Below are 25020 nucleotides of genomic sequence, written 5' to 3'. Positions count from 1 at the left end.
ACTTTCTGTACTTCGGCGAGTACCAGGAGTGGACGGCGGAGGCCGCCCGCCGGATGCCGGCGCGGCGCGACGGGGTGGCGCCGGTCGAGCCGGAGCTGATTCGGGTCGAGGACGCCACCTACACCTACCCGCGCACCGGAACCCCGGCGCTGCGCGGGGTCACCGTCGAGCTGCGCCGGGGGCAGGTCGTGGCGTTCGTGGGCGCCAACGGCAGCGGCAAGTCCACCCTCGCCAAGATCCTCGCCGGCCTGTACGAGCCGGACGGCGGCACGGTGAGCTGGGACGGGGTGGACCTCGCCGGCGTCGACCCGGAGAGCGTGCGGGCGCGCATCGGGCTGATCCCGCAGGACTACACCCAGTGGCCGATGTCGGCGCGGCTCAACATCGCCGTCGGCGCGATCGGCCGGCTGATGACCGAGGGGCCGGACAGCGTCATCCCGGCCGCGCGGGCGACCGGCGCCGAGGAGGTGATCGAGAAGCTGCCTCACAAATACGACACGTCGCTTGCCCGCCAGTACAACGCCGGGCACGACCTGTCCGGTGGCCAGTGGCAGCGCATCGCCTGCGCCCGGGCCGTCTACCGGGACGCCCCGGTGCTCATCGCGGACGAGCCGTCCGCGGCGCTCGACGCCCGCGCGGAGCAGGCCCTGTTCGACCTGATCCGCGACCTGGGGCGGGACCGGGTGGTTCTCCTGATCACCCACCGCCTGGCCAGTGTCCGGACGGCCGACCGGATCTACGTCCTGGACGAGGGCAGGGTGGTCGACCAGGGCAACCACGCCGAGCTGATGGATCGCCCGGGTATCTACCGGGATCTGTTCACGTTGCAGGCCCGGCACTTCGTCGACCTGCCCGATGAGGCGCCGGTGGACATCCGCGGCACCGATCAGATCCGCTCGCATCCGGCCGCCTCGGGCATAGTCGGACCGGTGCGTTTCCGGTGACGCCGGGCGGTGCCCAGGGCGTGGTCCTGTTCGTCGGCCGCGTTCGGCGTCTTCGGGCGCGAGGTCGGCGCGGAGGAGGGAGTGCTGGATGACCGCGGGTGCGTCAGACCCAGGGGGATCGCCGTCCCCGGCACGGGAGGCGAAGGCCCCCGGGAGCCGTCGGGCGTACGAGAGCCCGCTGCGGCGCAAACAGGCGGCGGTGACGCGCGACCGGATCCTGGCCGCCGCCGCCGAGATGGTGCACAGCTTCCCCACCTGGGACTGGGGGGCGCTGACGATCCGGGCGGTGGCCCGCCGGGCCCAGGTCAACGAGAGCACCGTCTACCGCTACTTCTCCAACGAACGGCGACTGCGCGACGCGGTGATGCAGCGGCTCGTGCAGGAAGCGGGCGTCGATCTCGAAGGGCTCCGGCTGGAGAACTTCGGAGACGTGATCGGCCGCATGTTCGACTATCTGTCGTCCTTCCCGATAGCCAGCACGCCGGTTGACGATCCGACCTTCACCGGCCTGGACGAGCGGCGGCGGGCCGCCCTTGTCGCGGCCGTGGCCGCGGCGGCTCCGGACTGGTCCGACCAGGAGTCCGAACTCGCGGCGGCCATGTTGGACGTTTTCTGGAACGTCTCCTCCTACGAGCGGATGACGGTGACCTGGAAGATCGACCCGGCCCGCGCGGCCAGTGCGGTGGCCTGGGTGATCAGGGCGTTGCATACGTCGATCCGGGCCGGCGACCGACCCGGTGCCCCGGGTGGCCCGGTGGATCAGGGGTAGGCCGCGGCGGCCTCTCCTGTGAGAATTGGGGCATGAGATGCTGCGCGAACCGTGTCGTCCTTCGGCCTGGCAGGGGTGGCCGTTCCTGCGGCGGCCCGTCGGCGGAGGGTTTCGCCCTTGCGCAGCGGACACCACGCTCGCGCACGCAGCCGACAGGAAGGGGCTCGGCGATGTCCACACGCCGCAACGTTCCCGCAGACTGGGCCGAGATCACGCCGGAGTGGATGACCGCCGCGCTCGCCGGCCATCACCCCGGCGCGCGGGTCAGCGACGTCAACCTCGTCCTGCGTGATGACGGCACCAACCGGCGCGCGCGTTTCGAGCTGCGCTTCGCCGCCGGCTCGGGGCCCGGCCGGGTCTTCCTGAAGGCCGAGGGCGAACACCGCCTGGTGCACAACCGCAACGGGAACCTGTTCAACGAGGCGGACCTGTACGCCTCCCAGGTGTTGTTACCCCTCGATCATCCGCTCGTCTACCGGGTGCTCGTGGACCGTCCGAGCCTGGACTGGATGCTCGTGATGGAGGACGTGACACTGCGGGATGGCGACCCCCGGGACGCGACCCGTCCGATGACGGTCGACCAGGTTGCCGCCGGGCTGCGGGGGCTCGCCCGGCTGCACGGCCGGTACTGGGGTTTCGACGCCACCACCGAGCCCGCCCTCGCCTGGGTGCGGACCTGGGCCTCGACCGAGGGTTTCGCCGGCGGTCTGCGGTCCCGGATCCCGACCGGCCTCGACCGGGCGGACGGCCAGCTGCCCGCGGACGTGGCCGGTCGCGGCACCGACGGTGTCGTCGAGCTGTGGTCGCGCTATGTGGACACCCTCGGCCGGGAGACGCCGACGCTCCTGCACGCCGACGCGCACATCGGCAACACCTACGTCCTGCCCGGTGACGAGGTGGGCTTCCTCGACTGGCAGGTCGTCCGCCGCGGCGGCTGGTCTCAGGACGTCGGCTACTTCCTGGTGGGCGCACTCACCACCGCCGACCGGCAGGCCCACGAGACCGATCTGCTCAGGCACTACCTCGACGCCCTCGACCTGCCGGCGGGCGCCCGGCCGACCTGGGACGTCGCCTGGCGTCGCTACCGCGCCTGCGCGGCCTACGGGCTGGCGATCTGGCTGTCGACCCTCGGGACGGACGGCTGGCAGCGTCCCGAGGTGTCGCTCACCCTGGCGCGGCGGTACGCGACCGCGTTCTCCGATCTGGAGGCGGCGACGGCCGTCGAGCCGTGAGCCCGGGCCGTCACCGTGGGGTAGGGGCCGGCTTCACCGGGTAGGACGGAGCGGGCGGACGGGGGCGGTGAGGGTGGGATGAAGGCGGCCGAGGGCAGCCGGACGGCGGTGCTGGTCTGCCAGGGCAGGGCGGCCGCCGACGGACTCGCCGAATCCGGCCGCTTCACCGATCCGGTCGCCATCCGCCTGCTGCGGGACGACGAGCGGCGCGCGGTCGAGCGGGTCCGCGGCGGCGAACCGCCCACCCGGTGGGTGGAACGTGTCGACCACGAGTCGGTGCGGGCCTGCGCCGCGGTCATGGTGCTCCGCACCGTCGCGATCGACGACGCGCTACGCGAGCGGCTCACCCCGCAGGTCGTGCTCCTCGGCGCCGGCCTGGACGCCCGGGCGTGGCGGCTGCCGGAACTCGCGGACCGGGCCGTCTTCGAGGTCGACCACCCCGACTCCCAGCGGGACAAGCGCGCGCGGCTCGCCGGACTGCCCGAGGGCGTCCAGGCGGTGCGGGCGGCGGAGCCCGTCCGGTTCGTCCCCGTCGACCTCACGCATGAACGGCTCGACACCGCCCTCGCCGCCGCCGGCCACCGCGCCGACCTGCCGACGACCTGGGTCTGGGAAGGGGTCGTCCCCTACCTCACCCGGCACGAGGTCGCCCGGACGGTGGCGGCCATCGCCGCGCTGTCATCCCCCGGCACCCGGCTGATCGTCAACTATCAGGCGCTGCGCCCGTCGATCGTGGCCGGGCAGCTCCTCGCCAAACTGCTGCAGACCCTGGCGCGGCGCCGCAGCCTGTGGGCGAACGAACCCTGGCGCTCCTACTGGACGGCCCGCCGACTGGGCGCGCTGCTCGGCCGGCACGGGTTCACGGTCGTCGCCGACGAGGACCTGCTCGCCGTCGCCACCCGGCTGGCCCTCGCCACCGCCCGCCGCGCCTCGCTGCGCAGCGGCCGGATCGCCGTCGCCGACCGACCGGGGCGAACAGGTAGCACCCAGGTGTGACCGGGGAGTGGCCTCACCTCCCCGTAGGCGGGGCGAGCCGCTGTCCGGCGCTATCGTCTGCCCGGTGGTCAGCCAAGGTCTGTTCGAGCTTGACGCCGACTTGATGTCCCTGACAGGTGCACTGCGCTCGGCGATCGAACACGGTGAGGTGTTCACTCGCCGCTGGGTGGTCGAGCTGATCCTGGACCTGGTCGGCTACACATCGGACAAGGACCTCGCCAAGGCGATGATCATGGAGCCGGCCTGTGGTGCCGGGGCTTTCGTGGAACCGATCGTCGAGCGTCTTGTCGCCTCCTGCCAGACCCACGGCCGCCCGCCGTCCGACGCAGCCGGTGCGCTGTGCTGCCTCGACCTTCTCGACCGCAACGTGCGATCGAGCCGGAGCGTGGCCGTCCGCGTCATGGTCGACCATGGCNGGGACGAGATGAGCGCCGAGAAGCTGGCCGGGCAGTGGATCAGGCAGGGCGACTTCCTGCTCCGGAACGAGTTCCGCGACGCGGACTTCGTGGTGGGGAACCCGCCGTACATCCGGCTTGAGGACGTCCCCGAGGCGCGCATGAACGCCTATCGGGCGGCCTGCGCCACCATGGGTGGCCGGGCGGACGTCTACGTCGGCTTCTACGAGGCCGGTCTGACCATCCTGAAGGCCGGTGGAAGGCTCGGCTTCATCTGTGCGGACCGGTGGATGCGCAACCAGTACGGCGCCCGGCTGCGTCAGCTGGTGGCCCGCTCCTTCAACGTCGAGCTGGTTCTGACGATGCACGACGTGGACGCGTTCCTCGAACCCGTCTCGGCCTACCCGGCCATCACCGTCATCCAGCGCGCGCCGCAGGGGAGAGCCATCGCCGCAGACACCACGGAAGCGTTCGGCGCGAGCAGCGCAGAGATACTGCGGACCTGGATGGAAGATGAGAGAGAACCATCCATCCGTGTACCGAGTTTCCATGCGGCACGGCTTCCGCACTGGTTCTCCGGGGCGGAGTCGTGGCCGGCGGCATCGCCAGCGCGCCTCGCGATGTTGGAGGACCTGAGCGATCGGTTCCCGTTCCTTGAGGACGAGTCGACCGGCACCCGGGTCGGGATCGGGGTGGCCACCGGCGCGGACAGCGTCTTCATCACGGATACTCCGGAACAGGTCGACGTGGAGGAAGACCGACTTCTGCCACTCGCCATGGTCCGTGACACCACTGGTGGCACGTTCAGGTGGACGGGAACCCATCTCATCAACCCCTGGGACGCGAACGGAAAGCTGGTCGATCTGGACCGCTACCCACGCCTCGCCCGGTACCTCCGCCGGCACAGCGCCCAGCTGCGCGCCCGTCATGTGGCCCAGAAGCAGCCAGCCNGCTGGTACAAGACGATCGACAAAGTCGATCAACGGCTGGTCGCGAAGCCGAAACTTCTCCTCCCGGACATGAAGGCCAACATTCACCCCGTCCTCGAGCGGGGCGGCTTCTACCCGCATCACAATCTTTACTACATAGTCTCCGACGAATGGGATCCCGAGGTTCTCGGAGGGCTCCTGCTCTCGCGGGTCGCGGAGGCGTTCGTCTCCGCCTACGCGGTCAGGATGCGCGGCGGAACCCNGCGGTTCCAGGCCCAGTACCTCCGCCGCATCCGGGTTCCCCGCCCCGATATGATCGGCGAGGCCGATCGCGCCGCGCTACGAAGCGCGTTCGTCCATCGCGACGTCGATGCGGCAACGAGCACCGCACTCCGCGTGTACGGCCTGCCTGAACTGCCGTCCTGAGGGGGAGCCTTGACCGTCACCCGCGAGGACTTCGAGGCGGCCGTTGCCGCCTACTGGGGGGTCAGGGAGTCGCAGAACCGCTTGTCCGCCGTGCGGGAGAAAGTCGGTGCGGGGACGGCCGGCTCCGTGCGTGGGGGTAAACACTTCGATGCTGTGGCGGCGCTGCTGGCCAAGTTCTTCGTCGATGCCGGCTATCCGCCCGCCTCGATACGGGTTGCCGTCGGGCAGGGTCTGGAACTTCCCGGGTACTACCGCCCGCAGAAGCGGTGGGACGTGGTGGTCGCATATGACAACGTGCTGGTGGCCGCGTTCGAACTGAAAGCTCTCGGCGGGCCGTCCTTCGGAAACAACTACAACAACAGGGTCGAAGAGGCGCTCGGCAGCGCCGTCGACCTGCGGCGGGCGGCTCTTGCCGAGGTCTACTCCGGTGAGCGGCCATGGCTCGGCTACTTCTTCATCATGCATGACGAGGCGGGATCGCGGTCCGGGGTGCGGCTGAACAAGGGGCCGTTCCCGGTCGAGGGNGTCTGGCAGGGATCCTCCTACCAGGAGCGTTTCGCGATCTTCTGTCAGCGGCTGATGGCTGAGAACCTGTACGACGCGGTCTGCTACGTGGTGTCCTCCGAGCAGGACCCACGGCCGGTCGAGCCGGTGGAGAGCCTTGACTGGCGCCACTTCTCCGCCGCCGTCAACGCGCGCCTCGGGTATCTACGCGAGCTCGGGATCCCCGGTGACAGCCAGCCGCCGCGGAGGTCGCAGCCGCGATGACAGGTCGGACGTGATCCTGCCTGGTTCGGTAGGAAGTCAGGTATGGAACTTGCGGGCAAGGTAGCGCTGATCACCGGCTCCACCGGGGGTATCGGTCGGGAGACCGCCAGGGTGCTGGCGGCCGCCGGCGCCGACGTCGTGATCACCGGTCGCGACGCCGCCCGCGGCGCGGTGCTCGTCGAGGAGATCAGCGCCGCCGGCGGATCGGCGAGGTTCGTCGCCGCGGACCTGGCCGACCCGGCCGCGCCGCGTCGTCTCGCGGTCGCGGCGGCCGCGGCGGGCGTGGTGGACGTCCTGGTCAACAACGCGGCCGCGTTCCCCGCCGCGCCGACCCTGTCGCAGGACGTCGAGTCGCTGGACACCGCGCTCGCGCTCAACATCCGCGCGCCCTACCTGCTCACGGCCGCCCTGGTGCCGGCGATGATCGAGAAAGGCGCGGGCAGCATCATCAACATCAGCACGCTGGCCGCCCGGGTCGGGATGCCCGGCTACTCCGCCTACGGCGCGACCAAGGCCGCACTGGAGTCGCTGAGCCGCGCCTGGGCGGCCGAGTTCGGCCCGGCGGGAGTGCGTGTGAACACCGTCGTGCCCGGGCCGACCAGCACGGACGGGGTCGTCGCGGCGATGGGGGAGGAGGGCCTCGGCCGAGCCGCGCGCAACACGCTGCTCGGCCGGCTCGTCACCCCCCGTGAGATCGCCGAGACGATCCTCTTCCTCGCCTCCGATCGCACCCGGTTCATCACCGGCGCCACCATCGCGGCCGGGGCCGGCCGGCCGGCGGTCTGAAGCCGGCCGCCTGATCAGGAACGCTGGAGCGCGAGCACCGGGATCGTCCGGATCCCGGCAGCCTTCTCCTCGTATTCGGCGAAACCCGGGTAACGGCGGGCCTGCTCGGCGTAGATCCGGTCGCGCTCGGCGCCGGCCAGCTCGCGGACGCCGACCCGGTAGGTCTCGGCGCCGCGCTCGATCGTCGTCTCACCGGCGGCGGTGAGGTTGTAGTACCAGTCCGGATTCGTCGGAGCGCCGGCCTTCGACGCGAACACGTAGATCGTGTCGGCGTCACCGTCAGCCGGCAGATACATCATGGGGCTGACGTACTCACGCCCGCTCCGGCGGCCCCGGTGGTGCACCAGCACCATCGGGGCGCCCGCGAAGTTGCCCCCGACGCGCCCCTCGTTCGCGCGGAACTCCGCGATGACCTGCTCGTTCCAGTCGTTCCCCGCAGCCACAATGTTCCCCTTCCGGTCTTCCGACATCGTCTCGGGCGGGCGGACATCGTCGCTCTCCGAGCCACGGGTCGCACGCCTGCGACCACCTTCCCCGGGAACGCGGGCGCTGATGTCACCCGGGCGTGCCTATGTGACGCCGGCCTACTCCGGCCTACTCCGGCCTACTGCGCGCCGTGCGGCCTACGCCGCGCGGCGCCAGGCGTCCGCCAGTGCGGTGAAACTGGCCTGGCGGCGGGCCCGGTCAAGGCTCGGGGTGACCACGACGATCTCGTCAGCCTGCGCTTCCTGCCGCATCTCCAGCAGCCGGGTGGCGACCGCCTTCGGTTCGCCGGTCACCATCCGGCCGTCGTCGCGGCGGGCGGCGCGGAACCGGTCGGAGCGGGCGAGTCCGCGGATGTCCTCCGGCCGCAGCGGTTCCCGGATGCCGCGGCTGATGTTCTGGATGGTCAGCGTCCACGCCGCCTCGAAGTCGAGGACGGCCTCCTCGTCCTCGCTGGCGAAGGCGAGTACGGACAGCGCCGAGTACGGCTCCGCGCCCTCGGCACGGGGGGCGAACTCACGCCGGTAGGCGCGCAGTGCGTCGAATGCCAGCTCCGGGCTCATGTGATGGGCGAACACCGCGCTCATCCCGTTGACGGCGGCGAACCGCGGGCCGTACGGGCTCGACCCGAGCACGAACAGTTCGGGACGCTCGTCGATGACCGGTGCGGCCACCAGGTTCGCGTAGGGATGATCGGCCGGGAAGCCGTCGCCGAGGAACGCCAGCAGCTCGCCGACCTGCCCGGGGAACTCCGCGCCCGCGTCGGCGGACGCCCCGCGGCGCAGCACGTGCGCGGTCAGCGGGTCGGTGCCCGGCGCCCGGCCCAGGGCCAGGTCGATCCGCCCCGGGTACATCGCCACCAGCGTGCGGAACATCTCGGCGACCTTGAAGGGCGCGTGGTTGGGCAGCATGATCCCGGCGGCGCCGACCCTGATCCGGGACGTGTGCGCACCGACGTGCGCGGTCAGCAGCTCGGGCGCGGAGCACGCCAGGCTCGTCATGTTGTGGTGCTCGGACACCCAGTAACGCCGGTACCCGGCCGCCTCGACCGTGCGGGCGATGGCCACGGCTCCGGCGATCGCCGCGCTCGGGCTCTCGCCGTGCTCGATGCCGACGAAGTCGAGCACCGCTAGTGGCAGCGGACCCGCGTTCGATGGTGAACCGTCAATGACACTCACGTTGAGCTCAATCCCGGGCCTGCCGGCGGCATTCCCGCCGGCGGGCCCGGCCTGTCAGGAACGCAGGACGTCCGCCAGCTCGGGCCGGACCAGATCGGCCAACTGGTCCCACGGAGCGAGCACGCTCTGTGGCCCGAGCACGTACGGCAGGTCGGCCACGATCACCACCAGGCCCCGCGGGTTCACGACGAACTGCTGGTAGTTGGCCGGCTCGGGATCGGTGACCCCACCGGTAGGGCCGCCCGGGAACCGCCGGTCGAGCTCCGGGCGGACGATCGACTCCAGGCGGCGCAGCCCGTCGCCGGTGGAGGTGAACACGTCCTCGATGGTGACGCGGTCTCCGGTACGCAGGTCGAAGACCAGACCGCTGGCGAGCTCGGCGGGGTGCGCCGCGCCGGGCGGGTAGCGGTCACCACCGAAGGACAACGCCAGGACCTGCCTGCCCACATGGGGGTCGCCGGCCTTCAGGGTGAGGTTCGCGTAGGACGTGCCGGCCTTCTCCTGGCGCACGTACTCGGCGATGGCCGTGTTGACCCGGTCCACCACCGCCGCGTCGGGACCCTCCAGCACCGGCACCGTCGCGCTGTAGGTGGTATCCGGCCCGAGCGAGCCCTCCTCGTTTCTCGTCGTGATCCGATAGGCCGGCGAGCCGCTCGGCGCGCTGGTGGACGGCGAGGTCGGAGCCCCCTGCGGCGCGATCGTGCCGGTCGGCTCGCAGCCGGTGACCAGCGGGGCTCCCAGCAGGAGCACGCCGACGACCGCGGACGTCACCGCCGCCCTGGTCCGCGAGCGAACCAGGCGCGGGCGGACGTGGGGGTCGGCGCCGGCCGGGATGCCATCGCCGTGCTGGTCATCGCCGTGCTGGTCATCGCTGTGCTGATCTCTGAGCCTGGCTGTCCTGATCACGGGCTCATCGTCGCCCGGCACCGCTGTTGGCGCTGAAGCCAATCTGACAGCGCGCCGGTCAGCTTCCCGACGGCCGGCGGGCGTGGCCGGGCCTCAGGAGCACGGCGGTCCGTAGGGACGGCTCCCGAAGTACTCCTGCCATTCCCGCTGGGTGATGCGGTTGGCGGCGTCGGCGCAGGCGTCGCGGGCGAGCACCCCGGGGTCGATCGTCCAGAGCCGGATCGATCCGTCGCCGCTGGCCGAGACGACGGTCCGCGCCCCGGGAGTGAACAGGACCTCGTTCACCGCCTTCGTATGCCCGCGCAGGTCGATCAGCGGGACGGGGCTGGCCGGCGCGGACACGTCGGTAACCCGGACGGTGCTGTCCTCGCCCGCGGAGACCAGCAGGTTCCCGTCCGCACCGAACGCGACGCTGGTCACGCCGCCGAGACCGCCGGGGGTGGAGCCCAGGTCGACCGGCCCGGCGGGCCCGAGCCGCCACAGGTGCACGGAACCGTCGATGGCGCCGGCGGCGAGCGCGGACCCGGCCGGGGAGAACGCGACGGACTCCACCGTGCCCCCGCCCCCGCCCCCGCTGCCGCCACTGCCACCCCCTCCGCCGCCGCGCAGGGTCGGTCCCGCGGCCGGATGAGCCGGATCCGCGGCGTTCCACAACCGGACGGTCCCGTCGTTGCCGCCGAACGCGAACGTCTGGCCGTTCGGCGAGAAGGCGACCGTCCGGATTCCGGCGGTGGCGCCGTCGGCGAGCCACAGCTGCTGGGGATGGGCCGGGTCGCTCACCCTCCACAGGACGATCTGGCCGTCGTCGCCGCCGGCGGCGAGGAGGTCACCGCCCGGGGCGAAGGCGACGGAGCGGACCCGGTCGCGGTGGACCGTGACGGTCGCCAACGTGCTCGCCCGGGCGGGGCCGGCGACGTCCCACAGGCGCACCCGGCCGTCGCCGATACCGCCCGCCAGCACCTTTCCGTCCGGGCTGAACGCCACCGAGTACACCCAGTCACCGATGTTCGCGATGGTCCGCACGTGGCTGGGGCTGGCGGGGTCGGTGAGATCCCACAGTTCGATGGTCCCGCCGTCCGTCCCGGCGGCGAGCAGCCGGCCGTCGGGCCGCAGGGCGGCGGTCAACACCCGGCCGCTGGCCGGAACGGGCAGCGGACCGGCATCGGTGGCGAAGAGGCTGATCATCGCCGCGCGGGTGGATGTCGACTCCGGTGCGGCCCGGTAGGCCGCCAGGGTGAGCCGGCGGGCGAGGGGACGATCCTGGATCTGCAGGCGCAGCGCCCGGGCCGCCACCTGGCCGGGCCCGTCGGCCGTCGGCGGTTTGCCGCCCCTGGGCAGCACCACGAGCAGGACCGCCGCGAGGACCGTGCAGACCACGGCGGCGAGGACGACGATCCCCCGCCGCCCGTGCGGACGGCGAAGCCCGTCCGAGTTCGGGCCGCTGGGAGGAGTGCCGGTGCCGGCCCCGCGGTGCCGCTCGGCCCGGGCGGTCACCGCCGGCGAAATCACGGTGGGGAGGGTGGTGAGGTTCTTCTCCGGAGCGGCGGGTTGGTGCGGGGAGAGGATCGTCACCGGCGTGGGCGCCGGTTCGGGCGACGGTGGCGCCGCGGGGGGCCCGGGTGTCCTCGGCGTGACCGGTTCGACCAGCGCCGTCAGCTCGGCCAGCGGCGGCCCCACCGGCGGTTCGGCCTCGGTCAGGCGCAGGTCGAGCAGCCGGGCGTAGAGCTGCTCCGCGGTGGGCCGCAGCGCCGGGTCCTTGCGCATCGCCTCCTCGACGAGCGGGCGCAGCGAGTCCTCGAACCCGTCCAGTACCGGGGTGTCGTTGACCACCCGGAAGAGCAGAGCGGCCGGTGGGCCGGCACCGAACGGGTAGCGGCCGGTGGCCGCGTAGACCAGCACTCCGCCCCAGGCGAAGACGTCCGCCGCCGGGGTGACCGACTCCCCTCGGGCCTGCTCGGGTGCCATGAAGGCGGGGGTGCCGACGGGCTGTTCCCGGCTCAGCACCGAGGCCGCGTCGAGGGCGCGGGCGATGCCGAAGTCGATGACCTTCGGGCCGAGACGGGAGAGCACGATGTTGCTCGGCTTGAGGTCGCGGTGCACGATCCCGGCGCGGTGGACGGCCATCAGCGCGGTGGCCATGCTCGCGGCGAGCTGGTGCAGCTCCGCGTGGCTGAGTGGCCCCCGCAGGCGCACCGAGTCGGCGAGGGTCGGGCCGTCCACGAACTCGGTGACCAGGTAGGGGATGTCGCCGGTGATGTCGACGTCCAGCACCGCGGCCGTGCAGAACCGGGCGACCCGGCGCGCGCTGTCTGCCTCCAGCTTGAGCCGCTCGCGGAACTCGGGGCGGCGTGCCAGGTCGGGGCGGATGAGCTTGACCGCGACCTGCCGCCCGGAGGCGTCCAGGCCGAGGTAGACGGTACCCATGCCGCCCGCGCCGAGGCGCCCCCGCAGCCGGTAGGGCCCGACCTCGGTCGGGTCGGAGCCGCCGAGCAGCCCCGTGGTGGTCGAACCGGTCATCGCCGGCTACGGCTCTGGCCCGCCGGGCGGCGGGTACCGCGGAACCGCCGGGACGCCGTCCGCAGGTGCACAGCCAGGCTGCCGGCCGCGAGGCAGAACAGCAGCAGCACGGAAGCGGCGGAGACACTGGTGTCCGCGGAGACGAGCATCATCCCGACGCCGGAGCGCAGCTGGATGCCGCACTCGGCGACGACCTGCCGGTAGCCGGGCCGGAAGCTGGCGAAGCGCACCACGGTCTCGAAGCGGCCGTCCTGGTCGGCGACCGTGCGCCCGACGAGCTCCCCGCCGGTGGTCAGCAGCGTCGTCTCGGCACCCGGCGTGCAGCCGGCGCCCTGTGCGTAGAGGGGATCACCAGCGGACAACACGTACCGGTCGAAGCGCAGTTCGCCCGGCTCGGGCTCGCGTGCCGCCGGGACGCCCGCCGGTGGCTCCGGCGCGCCGGGCCGAGTGACCGGGGTGCAGACTCCGAGCACCCGCACGGTCCCTTCGGGGCAGGCCGCCGCCGGCGCCGGCTCGGCGCACCGGGCGCCCAGCGGCACCGTGATGCCGCCGGGGCAGAAGGTGCGGCCGGGTGGGCAGCCGGCCGTGCTCGCCGCGGACGAACCATCCCAGCAGGCGACGGACGTCTCGCGGGTGGGAACGGGCCGTGGGCACTGCTCGCCCGGCGCCACACTGACCGGGCTGTTCGGGCACTGGACGCGCGGCACCGGGCAGCCGGCGGACGTCGGGGCCCAGGAACCGTCGGCGCAGCGTACCCACGGATCACTGTGCCCGCCGGTGCCTCCGCCGGTGCCTCCGCCGGTGCCGCCTCCGGTGCCGCCTCCGCTGTCTGGCCCCTGGCCGTCGGGCGAGCCGGAACCGGTAGGGCTGCCGGACTGTGGGCAGTCAGGCAGCCGGGGCAGGTAGGCCGGCGTCCGGCAGTCCGCGGAGCTGCTGGGGGAGCCACCGCCCACCTCCCCGGGGGTCGTGGGGCTGGCGCTCGGGGTCTGGGCGTCCCGGGTGGGCGTCGACTCGCCGGACGCGCCCTGTCCCTTCGACGGGCTCGCCGTCCGCGAGGGCGGCCCGGGTGTTCGCGGCGGCGCAGGCGCGGTGTCGGAGGCCGGCGCGGCCTCGGACTGGCGGGGCGTCGTCGCGGGATGGCGGGGCGTGGTCGCGGACGAGCGGGGCGGAGCTGGGGAAGCATGGGCGGTCGGAGTCGGAGTCGGAGTCGGAGCCGGGTTCGGGGTTCGGGCCGGGGTCGGGTCGGGAACTGTCGCCGCGGGGTCGCTCGCGGCCGACGCGTCCGGGGGCGCGGCCGTCGTGGGTTCGGGTGCCGTCGTGGGTTCGGGTGCCGACGTGGCCCGGGCGCTGATCGGTGACAGAACCCCGGCCGCGGTGATCAGTAGCGCGGCAAGCGCCAGCAGCCAGCGAAGGCCGGCGGGCGTCCGCGCCGCACCCCGCGTTCCCACGAACCGTCCTCGGCCTGACATCGGCTTCCCGAGATCCCTCCTGCCCAGGGCGCACCCCGCCAGTGCCGTGGCAGCGGTCACCTACGAAACGCGGGCCGTTGATTTCGCCGCCACCCAATGGTGGAATTCGGCGCCGCGCGGCCGTCGAAAAGAACCTGTTGTGCGGTCGACCGAAGCGCGCTTCCTGTTTGCCAGCGTAACATCGGAGCCGGCGTCCACCCGGTCCATGGGGGAGATGTGATTTCCGGATCGCGTGCACCGACGGCGGCACCTAAATGCCGCCTCCTTGCTTTTGTTGTGGTGTTCCTGACAGGTCTCTGCATGCTCGCGGCCCCGGCCGCGTGGGCGGGGAACGAGAATACGGCAAGGCTGTCGGCGACAATCGACGGTCAGCCACTCGATGGTGAGGTGACCCTCGACGCGTCCGCCGTCACGCACCTTGTCGTAGGTGTTGAGAACCTCGGGGGCACCCCGCTGGAGATCGATTCGGTGCGGCTGCGCGGAATGGTGCTCGGCCTCACGTTCTTCGACTACGACACCCGGGTGCGCACGACCGTTCCCGCGCGCGGTGCGGCGAACTGGACGGTGGACCTCGACCTGCGTGATCTCAAGCGCCGGGCCAGTGGCCTGATGCCGATCCGAGTCGAGATCCGCGACGCGGAGCTGCGCACTGTCGCCTCGCGGGACGCGCGGGCGCGGATCCACGGCTCCCTGTGGTCTACCTACGGCCTGTTCGGCCTGGGTCTGCTGCTGCTGGCGGGCCTGCTGGTGACGGTGACGGGGGCGCCCCCGGGGCGGTCCGCGTCACCGGCGCGGCACTGGGCACGCGGGTCGAGCTTCGTCCCGGCCGGTTGCGCCGTGGGTCTGCTCGCCGTCTTCGTCCTGTCGGCCGCGCGTCTGGTGGCGCCGTCCCCGCCCACCGATTTCGCGATCACTCTCGGCACGACCATGGTCTTCTTCGCCGCCGGCCGATACCTGCCCNGGCGGCGGCGGGCCGGTGCGGACACCGCGGAGCCCAGTCGCGCGGCATCCCCCTGAACAGCGGTCACCTCTTGTTGACGAAACCGGCGTCCACCGGAAGCGTGATCCCGGTGACAAAGCGGGCCTGGTCGGAGACGAGCCAGACGACGGCGTCGGAGACGTCCGCGGCGTCAAGCATCGACACCGGCAGCGCATGCGGATTCGACATGTTCGGATCGCTCTGCAGAAAACCCAGCATCATGTCGTTCAGCACCATCGGCGTGCTCACGCCGGTCGGATGAATGGTGTTGACGCGGATTCGATGGGGGGCGAGCGCGTTGGCCCACGTCCGCATCAGCCCCACCAGGCCGTGTTTGGACGCGGTGTAGCCGAGGACACCGGGTGTGTCGGCGGCCATGCCGGTGAGGCCCGCGGTCGAGCTGGTGATGACGATCGCTCCGCCCGCTCCCCGCTCGACCATGCCCGGGGTCGCGGCCCGAACCGTGTTGTAGACACCGGTGAGGTTCACGTCCAGAACGTCCCGCCACTCGCCGCCGCGGTCTTCGGGCGAGAAGGGCGCGATGCCGGCGTTGGCGATCACGATGTCGACCGGCCCGAGCGCCGCGACGCCGTCGTCCAGAGCCGCCTGTAAGCGGTCCGGGTCGCGGACGTCGGCCACCGCCGGGTGAATGCGCCGGCCGAGCGCCTCGACCTGCCGCGCCGTTTCCTTCAGATCCGCCGCTGTGGCGAGCGGATAACCGACCGAGTCAATGTCCGCGCAGATATCCACCCCAATGATGTCGGCGCCTTCTCGCGCGAGCCGGACCGCATGCGACCGACCCTGCCCGCGGGCCGCACCGGTGATGAAGGCGACCTTGCCCTCCAGAATCATCACGAGCCTCCTTGCCGACGACGGGCGGAGTTCTGCCGGTTAATGCGGGCCGAGTCTAGCCCGGGCGGGACGGCGCGGGGCCGGATACGGGACACACGCCGATCCCCGCTGCCCTGGTTGCCGCGGATAGTGGTGCGCGCGGGTCGCTGTCTGGCATAGCCTCAGGCCGCCGTTCGTNGTTCAACCGGGGAACGGCATCCGCTGTCGGACCCGTGTCCTGGTTCTGGAGGCCTTCATGGCTGTCAACCCGAGTAGCGCCGACCTGCAGAGACTCGATGAGCGACCCCTGGACGAACCGGTCGTGATGCTGAACCTGCTCAGGTTCCGGCCGGACGGCGGCCGTGAGTCCTACGACGAGTACTCCCGGCGGGCGCGAAAGGTTTTGGCCCGCTACGGAGGTGAGCTCGTCTACCTCGGTGCGGGATCAACCGTGCTGATTGCCGAACCGGGCCAGGAGTGGGACGCGGTGCTGCTGATTCGCTATCCGTCGAGGGCGGCGTTTCTGAACATGGTCGCCGACCCGGAGTACCAGGAGACCGTGCGTTTCCGCACCGAGGCGCTGACGGAGGCCGTCCTCCAGGCCACCATTCCGGCGGCTCGCGGCTGAGTGCCCGGCGCCCGCGGGATCATGCCGACCAGCGGAGCGGACCGGTGCCGCCGCGCTCGGACGGGACCGGCCGCTCGGGTCGGTGGCGGCCCTCCCGCTCCCGGCGGCGGGCGAGGAGGACGTCGGCGAGCGCATCCGCGCGTTCCATGTCGTCGAGTGTGGCCCGGGTACGGCCGTCGACCGTGAGGATGGCAGCGAGAAGCTCGGAGGAGAGCCTCGTCCGGGCCGCGACCCGGGCGACGCTGGGGGGAAGCGCCTCATGGGCGGCGTGCTCTCCATGAGCGGTGCGCTCTTCGTGGGCGGTGCGAGGACGGGACCGGACCCCGAGGAGATCGAACATACATTCGATCCTGGCGTCGGTAGATCGTCCTGTCAAGGGCCGTGGACGTCCGGCGGGGCACTGTTGTGGTCCAGCCGTTGGCGGGTCGCCCCGCACCATCCGGCCAGGTCAGATGCCTGGCAGCTCGTCGGCGAGGCCGAGCGCCACGTAGGCCCGGGTGGCGATGCCGGTCGCGGCATGGCGTTCCCCGAGCGTCGCCCCCACCACCCCGACCGCGGGTACGTTCGCCACCGCGCGATGCCACAGCCGGCCCTCCGTGCGCCCGTTCATCAACCGGCGCACGGCCCACATCTCGCGGGCCAGCTGGACGACGCCGGCGGGGACCCGGCGCATGAGACGCACCCACTGAGCCCGTTCCTCCTCGGTCCCCTCGATGTCGGTAGCGGCGCCGGCACCGTCGGCGCTCCCCGCCGACCGGGCTTCCGGCACGGCGAACGCGGGCTCGCCGGCGACCGCCGCCGCCGGGTCCGACGGCGGAACCCAGCCGGTCGGGAGGGTCTCGTCGAGGACAGACCAGAGCACGGGTGGGTAGCGAGGGGTTGACCACACGCCGGCTGGCATGCTTGCGGTCGGGACGATCTCGGGGGGAAATGATGGCCTGTTCTCGGCGCGCGCTCGTCGCCGGCATTCTGGGGATGGGCGGCGGCGCGGCGCTGACCGCCTGTTCGCGGGTCCGTGATCGCGCTGCTGGGCCGCGGCCGCCCGTCACCACTGCGCCCCCGCGGCCCTGCACCCAATGGCACCGAGCTCCGCCGCACCGAACTCCGCCGCACCGAGCTCCGCCGCACCGAGCTCCGCAGCCTCGAACGCCGCCATCCAGGCCCGATCGGGAGCTCTCGGCGGCCTTCCGAGCCGGGCGGATGTGGTCGCCCGGTACGGGGGGCTCCGGCCCCAGGCCTGGGGGCTGGACCTGCCGGGAATGGTGAGCCGGTTACCGGCCGCCGGCCGGGAGCTCGCGCTGACCTTCGACGCCTGCGGCGGCCCCGGCGGGCGCGGCTACGACCGTGCCCTGATCGACACCCTTCGCCGGTGGGCGGTGCCGGCCACCCTGTTCCTCAACACGCGCTGGATCGACGCGAACCCGTCGGTCGTCGCGGAGCTCATCGCCGACCCACTCTTCGAGATCGGCAACCACGGTACGGCGCACCGCCCGCTGTCGACCTCCGGCCGCTCCGCCTACGGGATCGCCGGCACCCGCGACGCCGGTGAGGTCTTCGACGAGGTGGCCGGCAACCACCTGCGCCTGACCACGCTGCTGGGTACCCCGCCACGGTATTTCCGCTCCGGGACGGCCCACTACGACGACATCGCCGTCCGGATCGTCGGCGACCTCGGTGAGACGGTCGCCGGGTTCGGTGTGAACGCGGACAGCGGAGCGACGGCATCCCCGGCCCAGGTGGCCGCCGCGCTCCTGTCGGCGGCCCCGGGCGCCGTCGTCATCGGCCACCTGAACCATCCGGATCACGGGACTGCCGCGGGCGTGGCCGCCGCGTTACCCCAGCTGCTGGACAGGGGCTCTCGCTTCACCCACCTGCCCTAGCTCCGGCATCTGACGGCATAGCGATCCAATCCCGAAGAACGTCTCGTTCGGCCCGTCCTGCCCAGGATCGCCGCGGTCCCCGGTTGGCCGCCGAGGAGTTGCGGAACGGGTTCTGTGGACTGTCCGGAGCCCCGNGGCCTGACCCACCCGAGGTCCACAACCGGCACGGCTCCCTGACCGCGCCGTCCGACCGTGAAAGGCCACTGTGGTGTCTGCTTCTCCCTCGACCAGGCCGTCGCTCGCGCAGCCGCAGCCGCAGCCGCAGCCGCGCTCCGTCGACGAGGTCCCCGGGCCGGCGGACGGGCCGGTCGCCGCCGTGCGCCGCATGCGTGGAGAGCCGCTGCCCCAGTTCACCGCCCTGTACCGGGAGTACGGGCCGGTGGTGCGGCTGGTCCGGTGGCCGGTGTCGCTGTTCCTCGTCTGCGACCCGGAGGCGATCGCGGACGTGCTCGTGAGCGGGAACCGGGCCTACGGCAAGGGTGCGGTGGTGCGCGGCCCCGGCTCCCGGACCCGCGTCGTCCAGCCGCTTCGGCTGCTGCTCGGCGACGGCCTGCTGACCAGCTCCGGCGGGGCGCACCTGCGCCAGCGGCGCCTCGTGCAGCCACTGTTCCACAAGCAGCGGCTCGCCGAGTACGGCGAGCAGTTCGTCGGCCTCGCGCGGGCCACCACCGCGGCCTGGCGGGACGGGCAGCTGCTCGACGTGCACGAGGAGATGTCCGAGATGACCCTGGCGATCGTCGCCCGGACCCTGTTCGACGTCGGCATCAGCGACCATGTCGTGGACGTCGTGCGCGCCGCGCTCGACGAGACGATGGCCGGGTCCGCGCCGCTGCAGGCCAGCGGGCTGGGGCTGGGGGAGTCGACCCGGGTCCCGCTGCCGACGGTCCGGCGGCGCCGGGCCAGCAGGGCCGCCCTCGACCGGACCATCTACGACCTGATCGCCCGGCACCGCGCCGCCGGGGCCGACGGCCACGACCTGCTGTCGCTGCTGATGGCGGCCCGGGACGACGAGACCGGCCACCGGATGAGCGACGTCGAGATCCGCGACGAGGCCGTGACCCTCCTGCTCGCCGGGCACGAGACGACGGCCAACGCGCTGACGTGGACCTTCCACCTGCTCGGCAGATCACCGGAGGCCGCCGCCAGAATGCGCGCGGAACTCGACACCGTGCTGGACGGCCGGCCGCCGACCTTCGCCGACCTGCCGCGGCTGATCTACACCAACGCCGTCTTCAGCGAGTCGATGCGGCTGTATCCGCCGGTGTGGGCGATGGTGCGGCATCTGATCGAGGACCGGCCGGTGGCCGGTTACCTGCTGCCGGCCGGGTCGACTCTCGTCCTCGGCCAGTGGGTGGTGCACCGGGACGAACGCTGGTGGCCGGACCCGGAACGCTTCGATCCCGGTCGCTGGCTCGACGAGGAGGCCGCCGCCGCCCGGCCGCGGTTCGCCTACTTCCCGTTCGGCGGTGGCACCCGGCAGTGCATCGGCAGCGGGTTCGCCATGGCGGAGGGTGTGCTCACCCTGGCGACGATCGCCCGGGAGTGGTCGCTGACCCCGGTCCCCGGCGCGGCCGTCGAGCTGGAACCGTCGATCACCCTGCGCCCGCGGGGCCCGGTGCCGATGATCGCCCACCGGCGGCCCTGACGGCCGGGCCTCGCGTCACGCTGTGAGGGCGCGGTCGAGCATCGCGAGGCCGGCGCGCGCGTCGTCGTCCGAGATGTTCAGCGGCGGCACGATGTGGATCCGGTTGCCGGCCACGAACGGCAGCAGGCCCTCGGCCCGGCAGGCGGCGGTGAGGCGGGCCATGCGTTCGCTGGTGCCGCCGCTGGGCGCGATCGGGGTGCGGGTCGCCCGGTCGGCGACGAGTTCCACGGCCCAGAAGGCGCCCACCCCGCGGACGTCCCCGATGATCTCGTGGCGGTCGGCGAGGGCGCGCAGGCCCGGGCCCAGGACCTCGCGGCCGAGCCGGTCGGCGCTCGCCACGGTGCCCTCGTCCTCCATCGTCCGGATGGTCGCGACGGCCGCCGCGCAGGCGAGGGGATGGCCCGAGTAGGTCAGCCCGCCGGGGTAGGGCCGGTGGTCGAAGGCACGCAGCACCGGGCCGCTGACCGCGACTCCGCCGAGGGGCACATACCCGCTGGTCACACCCTTCGCGAAGGTCACCAGGTCGGGCAGCGCGTCGCCGAGCTCGAAGGCGAACCAGCGCCCGGCCCGGCCGAACCCGGCCATGACCTCGTCGAGGATCAGCACGATCCCGTGCCGGTCGCACAGTTCCCGCACCCCGCGCAGGTAGCCCGCCGGCGGGACGATGACGCCGGCGGTGCCGGGAATCGACTCCACCACCACCGCCGCGATCGTGGCCGCCCCCTCCAGCGTGATGACCTGGTCCAGATGGGCGAGCGCGCGGTCGCGTTCCTGCGTCTCGTCCGCCGCCTGGAACGGGCTGCGGTACAGGAACGGCCCGAAGAAGTGGACGACGCCGGCCGCGCCGTGGTCGTTCGGCCACCGGCGCGGGTCCCCGGAGACGTTGATCGCCAGGTCGGTGCCGCCGTGGTAGGAGCGGTAGGCCGAGAGCACCTTGATCCGGCCGGTGTGCAGCCGGGCCATGCGGATGGCGTGTTCCACGGCGTCGGCCCCACCGCCGGTGAAGAAGACCTTCTCGAAGGTGCCCGGCAGGTGCGCGAGGATCAGCCGGGCGGCCTCGGCCCGGGCCGCGTTCGCGTGCTGCGGGGCGACGACGCAGAGCGTGCCGGCCTGCCGCTGGATCGCGGTGACGACCCGCGGATGCTGGTGGCCCAGGTTCGTGAAAGCCAGCTGCGAGCTGAAGTCGAGCAGCGGGCGGTCGTAGTCGTCCCACACCCAGGATCCCCTGGCGTGGGTGATCACCATCGGGCTGATCCGGGCCTGCGCCGACCAGGAGTGGAACACGTGCCGCCGGTCGAGGTCGTATGTGCGCTGGGCGAGCAGCGGGCGGGCCGGGGCCTCGCCCGCGCGGGCGCGGAGATCCCCGGTGGCCATCGTGTCGTGCGTGCTCATGAGCCCCCGCCTCGCTCGTCGCGTCGGCACGACGCGTCCGAGACGATTAGAACCGCGGCGGCCCGCGCCCGCTCGGCGGCCGGTGGCGATCTGATCGCCGCCGGCCGCCTGTGCTCCGGTTCGTTCCCGGTTCGTTCCCGGGTTTCAGCCCCGTGGCAGCCCCAGCGCGGTGGCCAGGACCCGGATGCCCTCGGCCGCCTCGCGCCGCGAGATCGCCGCGTGCGCGGCGACCCCGGAGCCGTGGAAGGTGCCCGGGAACAGGTGCAGCTCGACCGGAACCTCCGCGGCGAGCAGGGCCTGCGCGTAGGCGATGCCCTCGTCGCGCAGCGGGTCGAACTCCATCACCGAGATGTAGGCGGGCGGCAGGCCGGCCAGGTCGGTGGCCCGGGCCGGCGCCGCGTACGGGGAGACGTCCGGTGTGCCGGGCACGCCCTCGCCGAGATAGGACGCCCAGCTGATGACGGCGTTCGGGCGGTTCCACATGGGGGTGTCGACGAAGCGCCGCATGCTCGGGGTGTCCAGCCGGTCGTCGACCTCGGGGACGCCGAGGAACTGGAAGCACAGCGGCGGCCCGCCGCGGTCGCGGGTCAGCAGCGCGAGCGCGGCGGAGAGGCCCCCGCCGGCGCTGATCCCGCGCACCGCGATCCGCGTCGGGTCGACGCCGAGCTCGGCGCTGTTGGCGGCCATCCATTCCAGGGCCGCGTAACAGTCCTCCAGCGGGGCCGGGAAGGGGTGTTCGGGCGCGAGCCGGTAGTCCACCGAGACGACGACCACACCGAGCTCACGCACCAGCCCGAGGCAGCTGGTGTCGTCGATGTCGACGTTGCCCAGGACGAACCCGCCGCCGTGGATGTTGAGCACCCCCGGGGTCGGCCCGGTCGGCGGGCCGTCGCCCGACTCCGCGGTGGCGTCCCCGGCCGGCCGGTAGACCCGCACCGGCACCGGGGGCGCGCCCGGCGGACCGGGCACGCTCACGTCCCGCACCTCGACCCCGGTGCGCGCCGGCGGCTCCACGTTGCGCCGGAATTCGTCGAGTAAGGCGCGGAACTTGGGCAGGTCGGTCAGATCGGGGCTGGGCAGCATCGGGATCACAGCGGCGAGCTCAGGGTCGAACCGGTAGGTCATCGTGACATTCCCTTTCGGTTAGGGTCGGATTCGTGACCGATCTGACGACGGGCGCCGGTCCGGCGGCGGAGACCGCGGACGGCCCGGTCACCGAGGCGGCGCGGCGCCTCGCCGACCGGCAGTGGCTGGGCCTGGAGCTGCTCGACGACGGCGAACCGGCGCACGCCCGGATCACCATGGAAGAGCGTCATCTCCCGCGAATGTACGGCGGCATGGGGCTCGCCGTCGTCGGCGCGCTGGTCGAGGCGGCGGCCGCGCGTCCCCTTGCCGGCCCGGACATCCCGGACGGGACTGTGCCCACGATGCCCGTCGTCCCCCCGCCCGAGGAGTGCCGGCCGGTCCGGTGCGCGTCGCGCCGCCCGCCACGCCCGGCTTCTTCGGCGCGGTCGAGATGCGGGAGCTGGGGGTGCCGGGCCCGCGGCTGCGGTACTGGATGCGCTTCCCCGGCCGGCCGGTGACCCGGCCGGCGCTGCTCGCCCTGGTCGCCGACTCGGTGCCGACGATGGTGATGGGGGCGCTCGGGCATCGCGGCTCCGGGTCCAGCCTGGACAACACGATCCGGGTCGGCTCGGCACCGGAGGCCGAGTGGGTGCTCGTCGACGGCACGCCCGAGCAGGCGACCGGCGGCTACGGCCACGGCTCGGTGCGGCTCTGGTCCCCGGACGGCTCCCTCGCCGGCGTCGGCAGCCAGACGGCGGCGCTGTGGTACACGCGATGAATGGTGCCGGTGGTCAGAGCCGGGCGGCGAGGCGGGTGCCGGCCCGGGGAATGATCTTTTCGCCGTAGGCGGCCAGGGTGGCGTCCTTGTGGTCGTGCTGCAGGTAGACCGCGAACTGGTCGACGCCGAGCGCGGCCAGCTCGCCGAGGCGCCGCACATGTGTCTCCGGCGGGCCGATCAGGCAGAAGCGGTCGATGACCTCGTCGGGGACGAAGTCGGCGGACGAGTTGCCGGCCCGGCCGTGGGCGTTGTAGTCGTAGCCGGCGCGTCCGGTGACGTAGTCGGAGAGCGCGGCCGGTACCGCGGTGCCGCCGGCACCGTAACGGGCCACGATGTCGGCCACATGGTTGCCGACCATGCCGCCGAACCAGCGGCACTGGTCGCGCCCGTGCGCCAGGCCCGTGTCGGTGCCGTCCGTGACGTAGGCCGGCGCGGCGACGCAGATGGTGACGGTGTCCGGGTCGCGCCCGGCCTCGGCGGCGGCCCGGCGCACGGCGGCGATCGACCAGGCGGTGACGTCGGGGTCGGCCAGCTGGAGGATGAACCCGTCGCCGATCTCACCGGTGAGCGCGAGCGCCTTCGGCCCGTAGGCGGCGACCCAGATCGGCAGCCGGGACGCCTCGCCCCACGGGAGGCGCAGCTTGCCGCCCCGGTGGCCGGCGACCCCGCCGTTGGCCAGCGGGCGGATCACCTCGATCGCCGCGCGCAGGTGGGCCAGGGTGACGGGCCGGCCGCCGGTGACCCGCACCGAGGAGTCGCCCCGGCCGATGCCGCAGACGGTGCGGTTGCCGAACATGCTGTTCAGCGTGGCGAACAGGGACGCGGTGACCGTCGGGTCGCGGGTGGCCGGGTTGGTCACCATCGGCCCGACCGTCACCCGGTGGGTGGCGGCGAGGATCTGGCTGTAGATGACGAACGGCTCCTGCCACAGCACGTGGGAGTCGAACGTCCAGACATGGCTGAAGCCGTACAGCTCGGCCTGGCGGGCCAGGTCGACGACCCGCCAGGCCGGCGGGTCGGTCTGCAGGACGACACCGAAATCCATGATGCCCGTGCCCCCGTGGGTCGCTGGTCAGATCAGGTTCTGGGACAGGCCGCGCGGGACGAACCGGCCGTGCCCCCGGCGCCCGAGATAGCCGGTCCGGTCCTTGATGACGGACCCGCGGGAGAGGACGACATCCACGTGCCCGTCGATCTCGAAGCCCTCCCAGGGGGAGTAGTCCATGTTCATGTGATGGGAGCGGCCCTCGCCGATGCCGATGGAGGTGTGCCCGGCCGGGTCGTAGAGCACGATGTCGGCGTCCGCTCCCGGGGCGATCACACCCTTGCGCCCGTACAGGCCGAACATCCGCGCCGGGGCGGCGCAGCACACCTCCACCCACCGGGCGAGGCTCAGCCGGCCGTCCCGCACCCCCTGGTACAGCAGGTCCATCCGATGCTCGATCCCGCCGATGCCGTTGGGGATGCGGGAGAAGTCGCCGATCCCCCGTTCCTTCTGGCCCGCCATGCAGAACGGGCAGTGGTCGGTCGAGACCGCGGTGACGTCGCCGGTGCGCAGGTAGCGCCACAGTTCGTCCTGATGCCCCTCGGCCCGGGAACGCAGCGGTGTCGAGCAGACCCACTTGGCGCCCTCGAACTCGCCCCACTGCTCGCTGCGGGCGCCGAGCTGCTCCTCCAGCGACAGGTACAGGTACTGNGGGCAGGTCTCGCCGAACACGTTCTGCCCGGCGTCGCGCGCCTCGGCGATGCGGGCCAGGGCCTGCCGCGCGGACACGTGCACCACGTAGAGCGGCGCGCCGGTCAGATCGGCGAGCATGATCGCCCGGTGGGTGGCCTCCTGCTCGGTCTGCCAGGGCCGGGTCGTCCCGTGGTGGTAGGGCGTCGTGCGGCCCTCGGCCAGCGCCGCGCGCACCAGGACGTCGATCACCGGGCCGTTCTCGGCGTGCATCATGATCAGGCCGCCGTTGTCCGCCGCGGTCCGCATCGCCCGCACGATCTGCCCGTCGTCGGAGAGGAACACCCCC

The 25020-nt window shown here is 72.7% G+C and carries 21 protein-coding genes and 6 pseudogenes; 14 read left to right on the top strand and 13 right to left on the bottom strand.

Going from position 1 to position 25020, the window contains the following annotated elements; genetic code table 11:
- From UG55_RS20290 to UG55_RS20260, 10 genes and pseudogenes are all read left to right on the top strand, one after another.
- On the top strand, positions 1-944 hold a 944-nt coding region (locus UG55_RS20290), incomplete at its 5' end, for an ABC transporter ATP-binding protein (protein ID WP_128423094.1).
- Between the two features lie 199 nt (positions 945-1143).
- Positions 1144-1713: a TetR/AcrR family transcriptional regulator gene (locus UG55_RS20285; protein WP_313954629.1), complete on the top strand. Its 570-nt coding sequence runs from the start codon at positions 1144-1146 to the stop codon at positions 1711-1713.
- A gap of 170 nt (positions 1714-1883) precedes the next feature.
- The gene (locus UG55_RS20280; RefSeq protein ID WP_066071646.1) at positions 1884-2945 is read left to right on the top strand and encodes an oxidoreductase family protein; all 1062 of its coding nucleotides are present in this window, start codon (positions 1884-1886) and stop codon (positions 2943-2945) included.
- Positions 2946-3023: 78 nt separating this feature from the next.
- The gene (locus UG55_RS20275) at positions 3024-3941 is read left to right on the top strand and encodes a class I SAM-dependent methyltransferase (RefSeq protein ID WP_066071642.1); all 918 of its coding nucleotides are present in this window, start codon (positions 3024-3026) and stop codon (positions 3939-3941) included.
- 103 nt (positions 3942-4044) lie between these two features.
- Positions 4045-4356: pseudogene (locus UG55_RS47720) on the top strand (N-6 DNA methylase); the annotation flags it as partial.
- Between the two features lie 9 nt (positions 4357-4365).
- Positions 4366-5286: pseudogene (locus UG55_RS47715) on the top strand (Eco57I restriction-modification methylase domain-containing protein); the annotation flags it as partial.
- Between the two features lies 1 nt (position 5287).
- A pseudogene (locus tag UG55_RS47710) lies at positions 5288-5527 on the top strand (SAM-dependent methyltransferase); the annotation flags it as partial.
- A gap of 254 nt (positions 5528-5781) precedes the next feature.
- Positions 5782-6215, top strand: a pseudogene (locus tag UG55_RS47705) (PaeR7I family type II restriction endonuclease); the annotation flags it as partial.
- A gap of 1 nt (position 6216) precedes the next feature.
- Positions 6217-6459, top strand: a 243-nt coding sequence (locus tag UG55_RS39950; protein WP_242424837.1) for a PaeR7I family type II restriction endonuclease, incomplete at its 5' end; no start/stop codon positions are given.
- A 42-nt stretch (positions 6460-6501) separates the two neighbouring features.
- Entirely contained in the window at positions 6502-7245 is a 744-nt protein-coding gene (locus tag UG55_RS20260) for an SDR family NAD(P)-dependent oxidoreductase (RefSeq protein ID WP_066071635.1), read from the top strand.
- A gap of 14 nt (positions 7246-7259) precedes the next feature.
- Here the strand turns inward: UG55_RS20260 and UG55_RS20255 are convergent, their stop codons facing one another.
- From UG55_RS20255 to UG55_RS20220, 6 genes are all read right to left on the bottom strand, one after another.
- Entirely contained in the window at positions 7260-7715 is a 456-nt protein-coding gene (locus UG55_RS20255; RefSeq protein ID WP_396230959.1) for a nitroreductase family deazaflavin-dependent oxidoreductase, read from the bottom strand.
- A gap of 153 nt (positions 7716-7868) precedes the next feature.
- On the bottom strand, positions 7869-8906 hold the full coding sequence (locus UG55_RS20250) for an LLM class flavin-dependent oxidoreductase (protein WP_066071629.1): 1038 nt from the start codon (positions 8904-8906) through the stop codon (positions 7869-7871).
- Positions 8907-8960: 54 nt separating this feature from the next.
- On the bottom strand, positions 8961-9812 hold the full coding sequence (locus tag UG55_RS20245) for an RsiV family protein (protein ID WP_242424836.1): 852 nt from the start codon (positions 9810-9812) through the stop codon (positions 8961-8963).
- A gap of 93 nt (positions 9813-9905) precedes the next feature.
- A complete protein-coding gene (locus tag UG55_RS20240) occupies positions 9906-12329 on the bottom strand; it encodes a WD40 repeat domain-containing serine/threonine protein kinase (protein ID WP_066071626.1) in 2424 nt (807 codons plus the stop codon).
- Entirely contained in the window at positions 12326-13777 is a 1452-nt protein-coding gene (locus UG55_RS39945; RefSeq protein ID WP_242424835.1) for a hypothetical protein, read from the bottom strand. The genes UG55_RS20240 and UG55_RS39945 overlap by 4 nt, the downstream gene beginning before the upstream one ends.
- A gap of 1045 nt (positions 13778-14822) precedes the next feature.
- A complete protein-coding gene (locus tag UG55_RS20220; protein ID WP_066071617.1) occupies positions 14823-15629 on the bottom strand; it encodes a mycofactocin-coupled SDR family oxidoreductase in 807 nt (268 codons plus the stop codon).
- Positions 15630-15864: 235 nt separating this feature from the next.
- On the opposite strand from UG55_RS20220, the gene UG55_RS20215 reads away from it, so the two are divergent.
- Positions 15865-16236 carry a DUF1330 domain-containing protein gene (locus UG55_RS20215; protein ID WP_066071614.1) on the top strand — a complete coding sequence of 124 codons (372 nt, stop codon included), beginning with the start codon at positions 15865-15867 and terminating at the stop codon, positions 16234-16236.
- A gap of 19 nt (positions 16237-16255) precedes the next feature.
- On the opposite strand, the gene UG55_RS20210 is transcribed toward UG55_RS20215, so the two are convergent.
- Positions 16256-16576 (bottom strand): hypothetical protein, encoded by a 321-nt coding sequence (locus UG55_RS20210; protein WP_066071610.1) that lies wholly within the window; start codon positions 16574-16576, stop codon positions 16256-16258.
- Between the two features lie 108 nt (positions 16577-16684).
- The gene (locus UG55_RS20205; RefSeq protein ID WP_066071607.1) at positions 16685-17098 is read right to left on the bottom strand and encodes a hypothetical protein; all 414 of its coding nucleotides are present in this window, start codon (positions 17096-17098) and stop codon (positions 16685-16687) included.
- A gap of 214 nt (positions 17099-17312) precedes the next feature.
- Between UG55_RS20205 and UG55_RS20200 the strand changes: the two genes are divergently transcribed.
- Both UG55_RS20200 and UG55_RS20195 read left to right on the top strand, forming a co-directional pair.
- On the top strand, positions 17313-18116 hold the full coding sequence (locus UG55_RS20200) for a polysaccharide deacetylase family protein (RefSeq protein WP_083987018.1): 804 nt from the start codon (positions 17313-17315) through the stop codon (positions 18114-18116).
- A gap of 205 nt (positions 18117-18321) precedes the next feature.
- A complete protein-coding gene (locus tag UG55_RS20195; RefSeq protein ID WP_066071604.1) occupies positions 18322-19761 on the top strand; it encodes a cytochrome P450 in 1440 nt (479 codons plus the stop codon).
- Positions 19762-19776: 15 nt separating this feature from the next.
- Here the strand turns inward: UG55_RS20195 and UG55_RS20190 are convergent, their stop codons facing one another.
- Complete coding sequence (locus UG55_RS20190; RefSeq protein WP_083987021.1) at positions 19777-21135, bottom strand: aspartate aminotransferase family protein; 1359 nt, start codon at positions 21133-21135, stop codon at positions 19777-19779.
- 162 nt (positions 21136-21297) lie between these two features.
- On the bottom strand, positions 21298-22278 hold the full coding sequence (locus UG55_RS20185; RefSeq protein WP_066071598.1) for an alpha/beta hydrolase: 981 nt from the start codon (positions 22276-22278) through the stop codon (positions 21298-21300).
- Positions 22279-22621: 343 nt separating this feature from the next.
- On the opposite strand from UG55_RS20185, the gene UG55_RS47700 reads away from it, so the two are divergent.
- Positions 22622-22996: a hypothetical protein gene (locus tag UG55_RS47700; RefSeq protein WP_396230958.1), complete on the top strand. Its 375-nt coding sequence runs from the start codon at positions 22622-22624 to the stop codon at positions 22994-22996.
- A gap of 13 nt (positions 22997-23009) precedes the next feature.
- Here UG55_RS47700 and UG55_RS20170 read toward each other — a convergent pair whose 3' ends face one another.
- The 3 genes and pseudogenes from UG55_RS20170 to UG55_RS39935 all read right to left on the bottom strand — a co-directional run.
- A complete protein-coding gene (locus UG55_RS20170) occupies positions 23010-24041 on the bottom strand; it encodes a TIGR03842 family LLM class F420-dependent oxidoreductase (RefSeq protein ID WP_066071587.1) in 1032 nt (343 codons plus the stop codon).
- 27 nt (positions 24042-24068) lie between these two features.
- A pseudogene (locus tag UG55_RS39940) lies at positions 24069-24692 on the bottom strand (amidohydrolase family protein); the annotation flags it as partial.
- A gap of 1 nt (position 24693) precedes the next feature.
- Positions 24694-25020: pseudogene (locus UG55_RS39935) on the bottom strand (dihydropyrimidinase); the annotation flags it as partial.

The organism is Frankia sp. EI5c (genome assembly GCF_001636565.1).
Taxonomy (GTDB): domain Bacteria; phylum Actinomycetota; class Actinomycetes; order Frankiales; family Frankiaceae; genus Parafrankia.
Note: the sequence above shows the minus strand (reverse complement) of the source record. Positions and strands in the feature narration are given on the sequence as shown.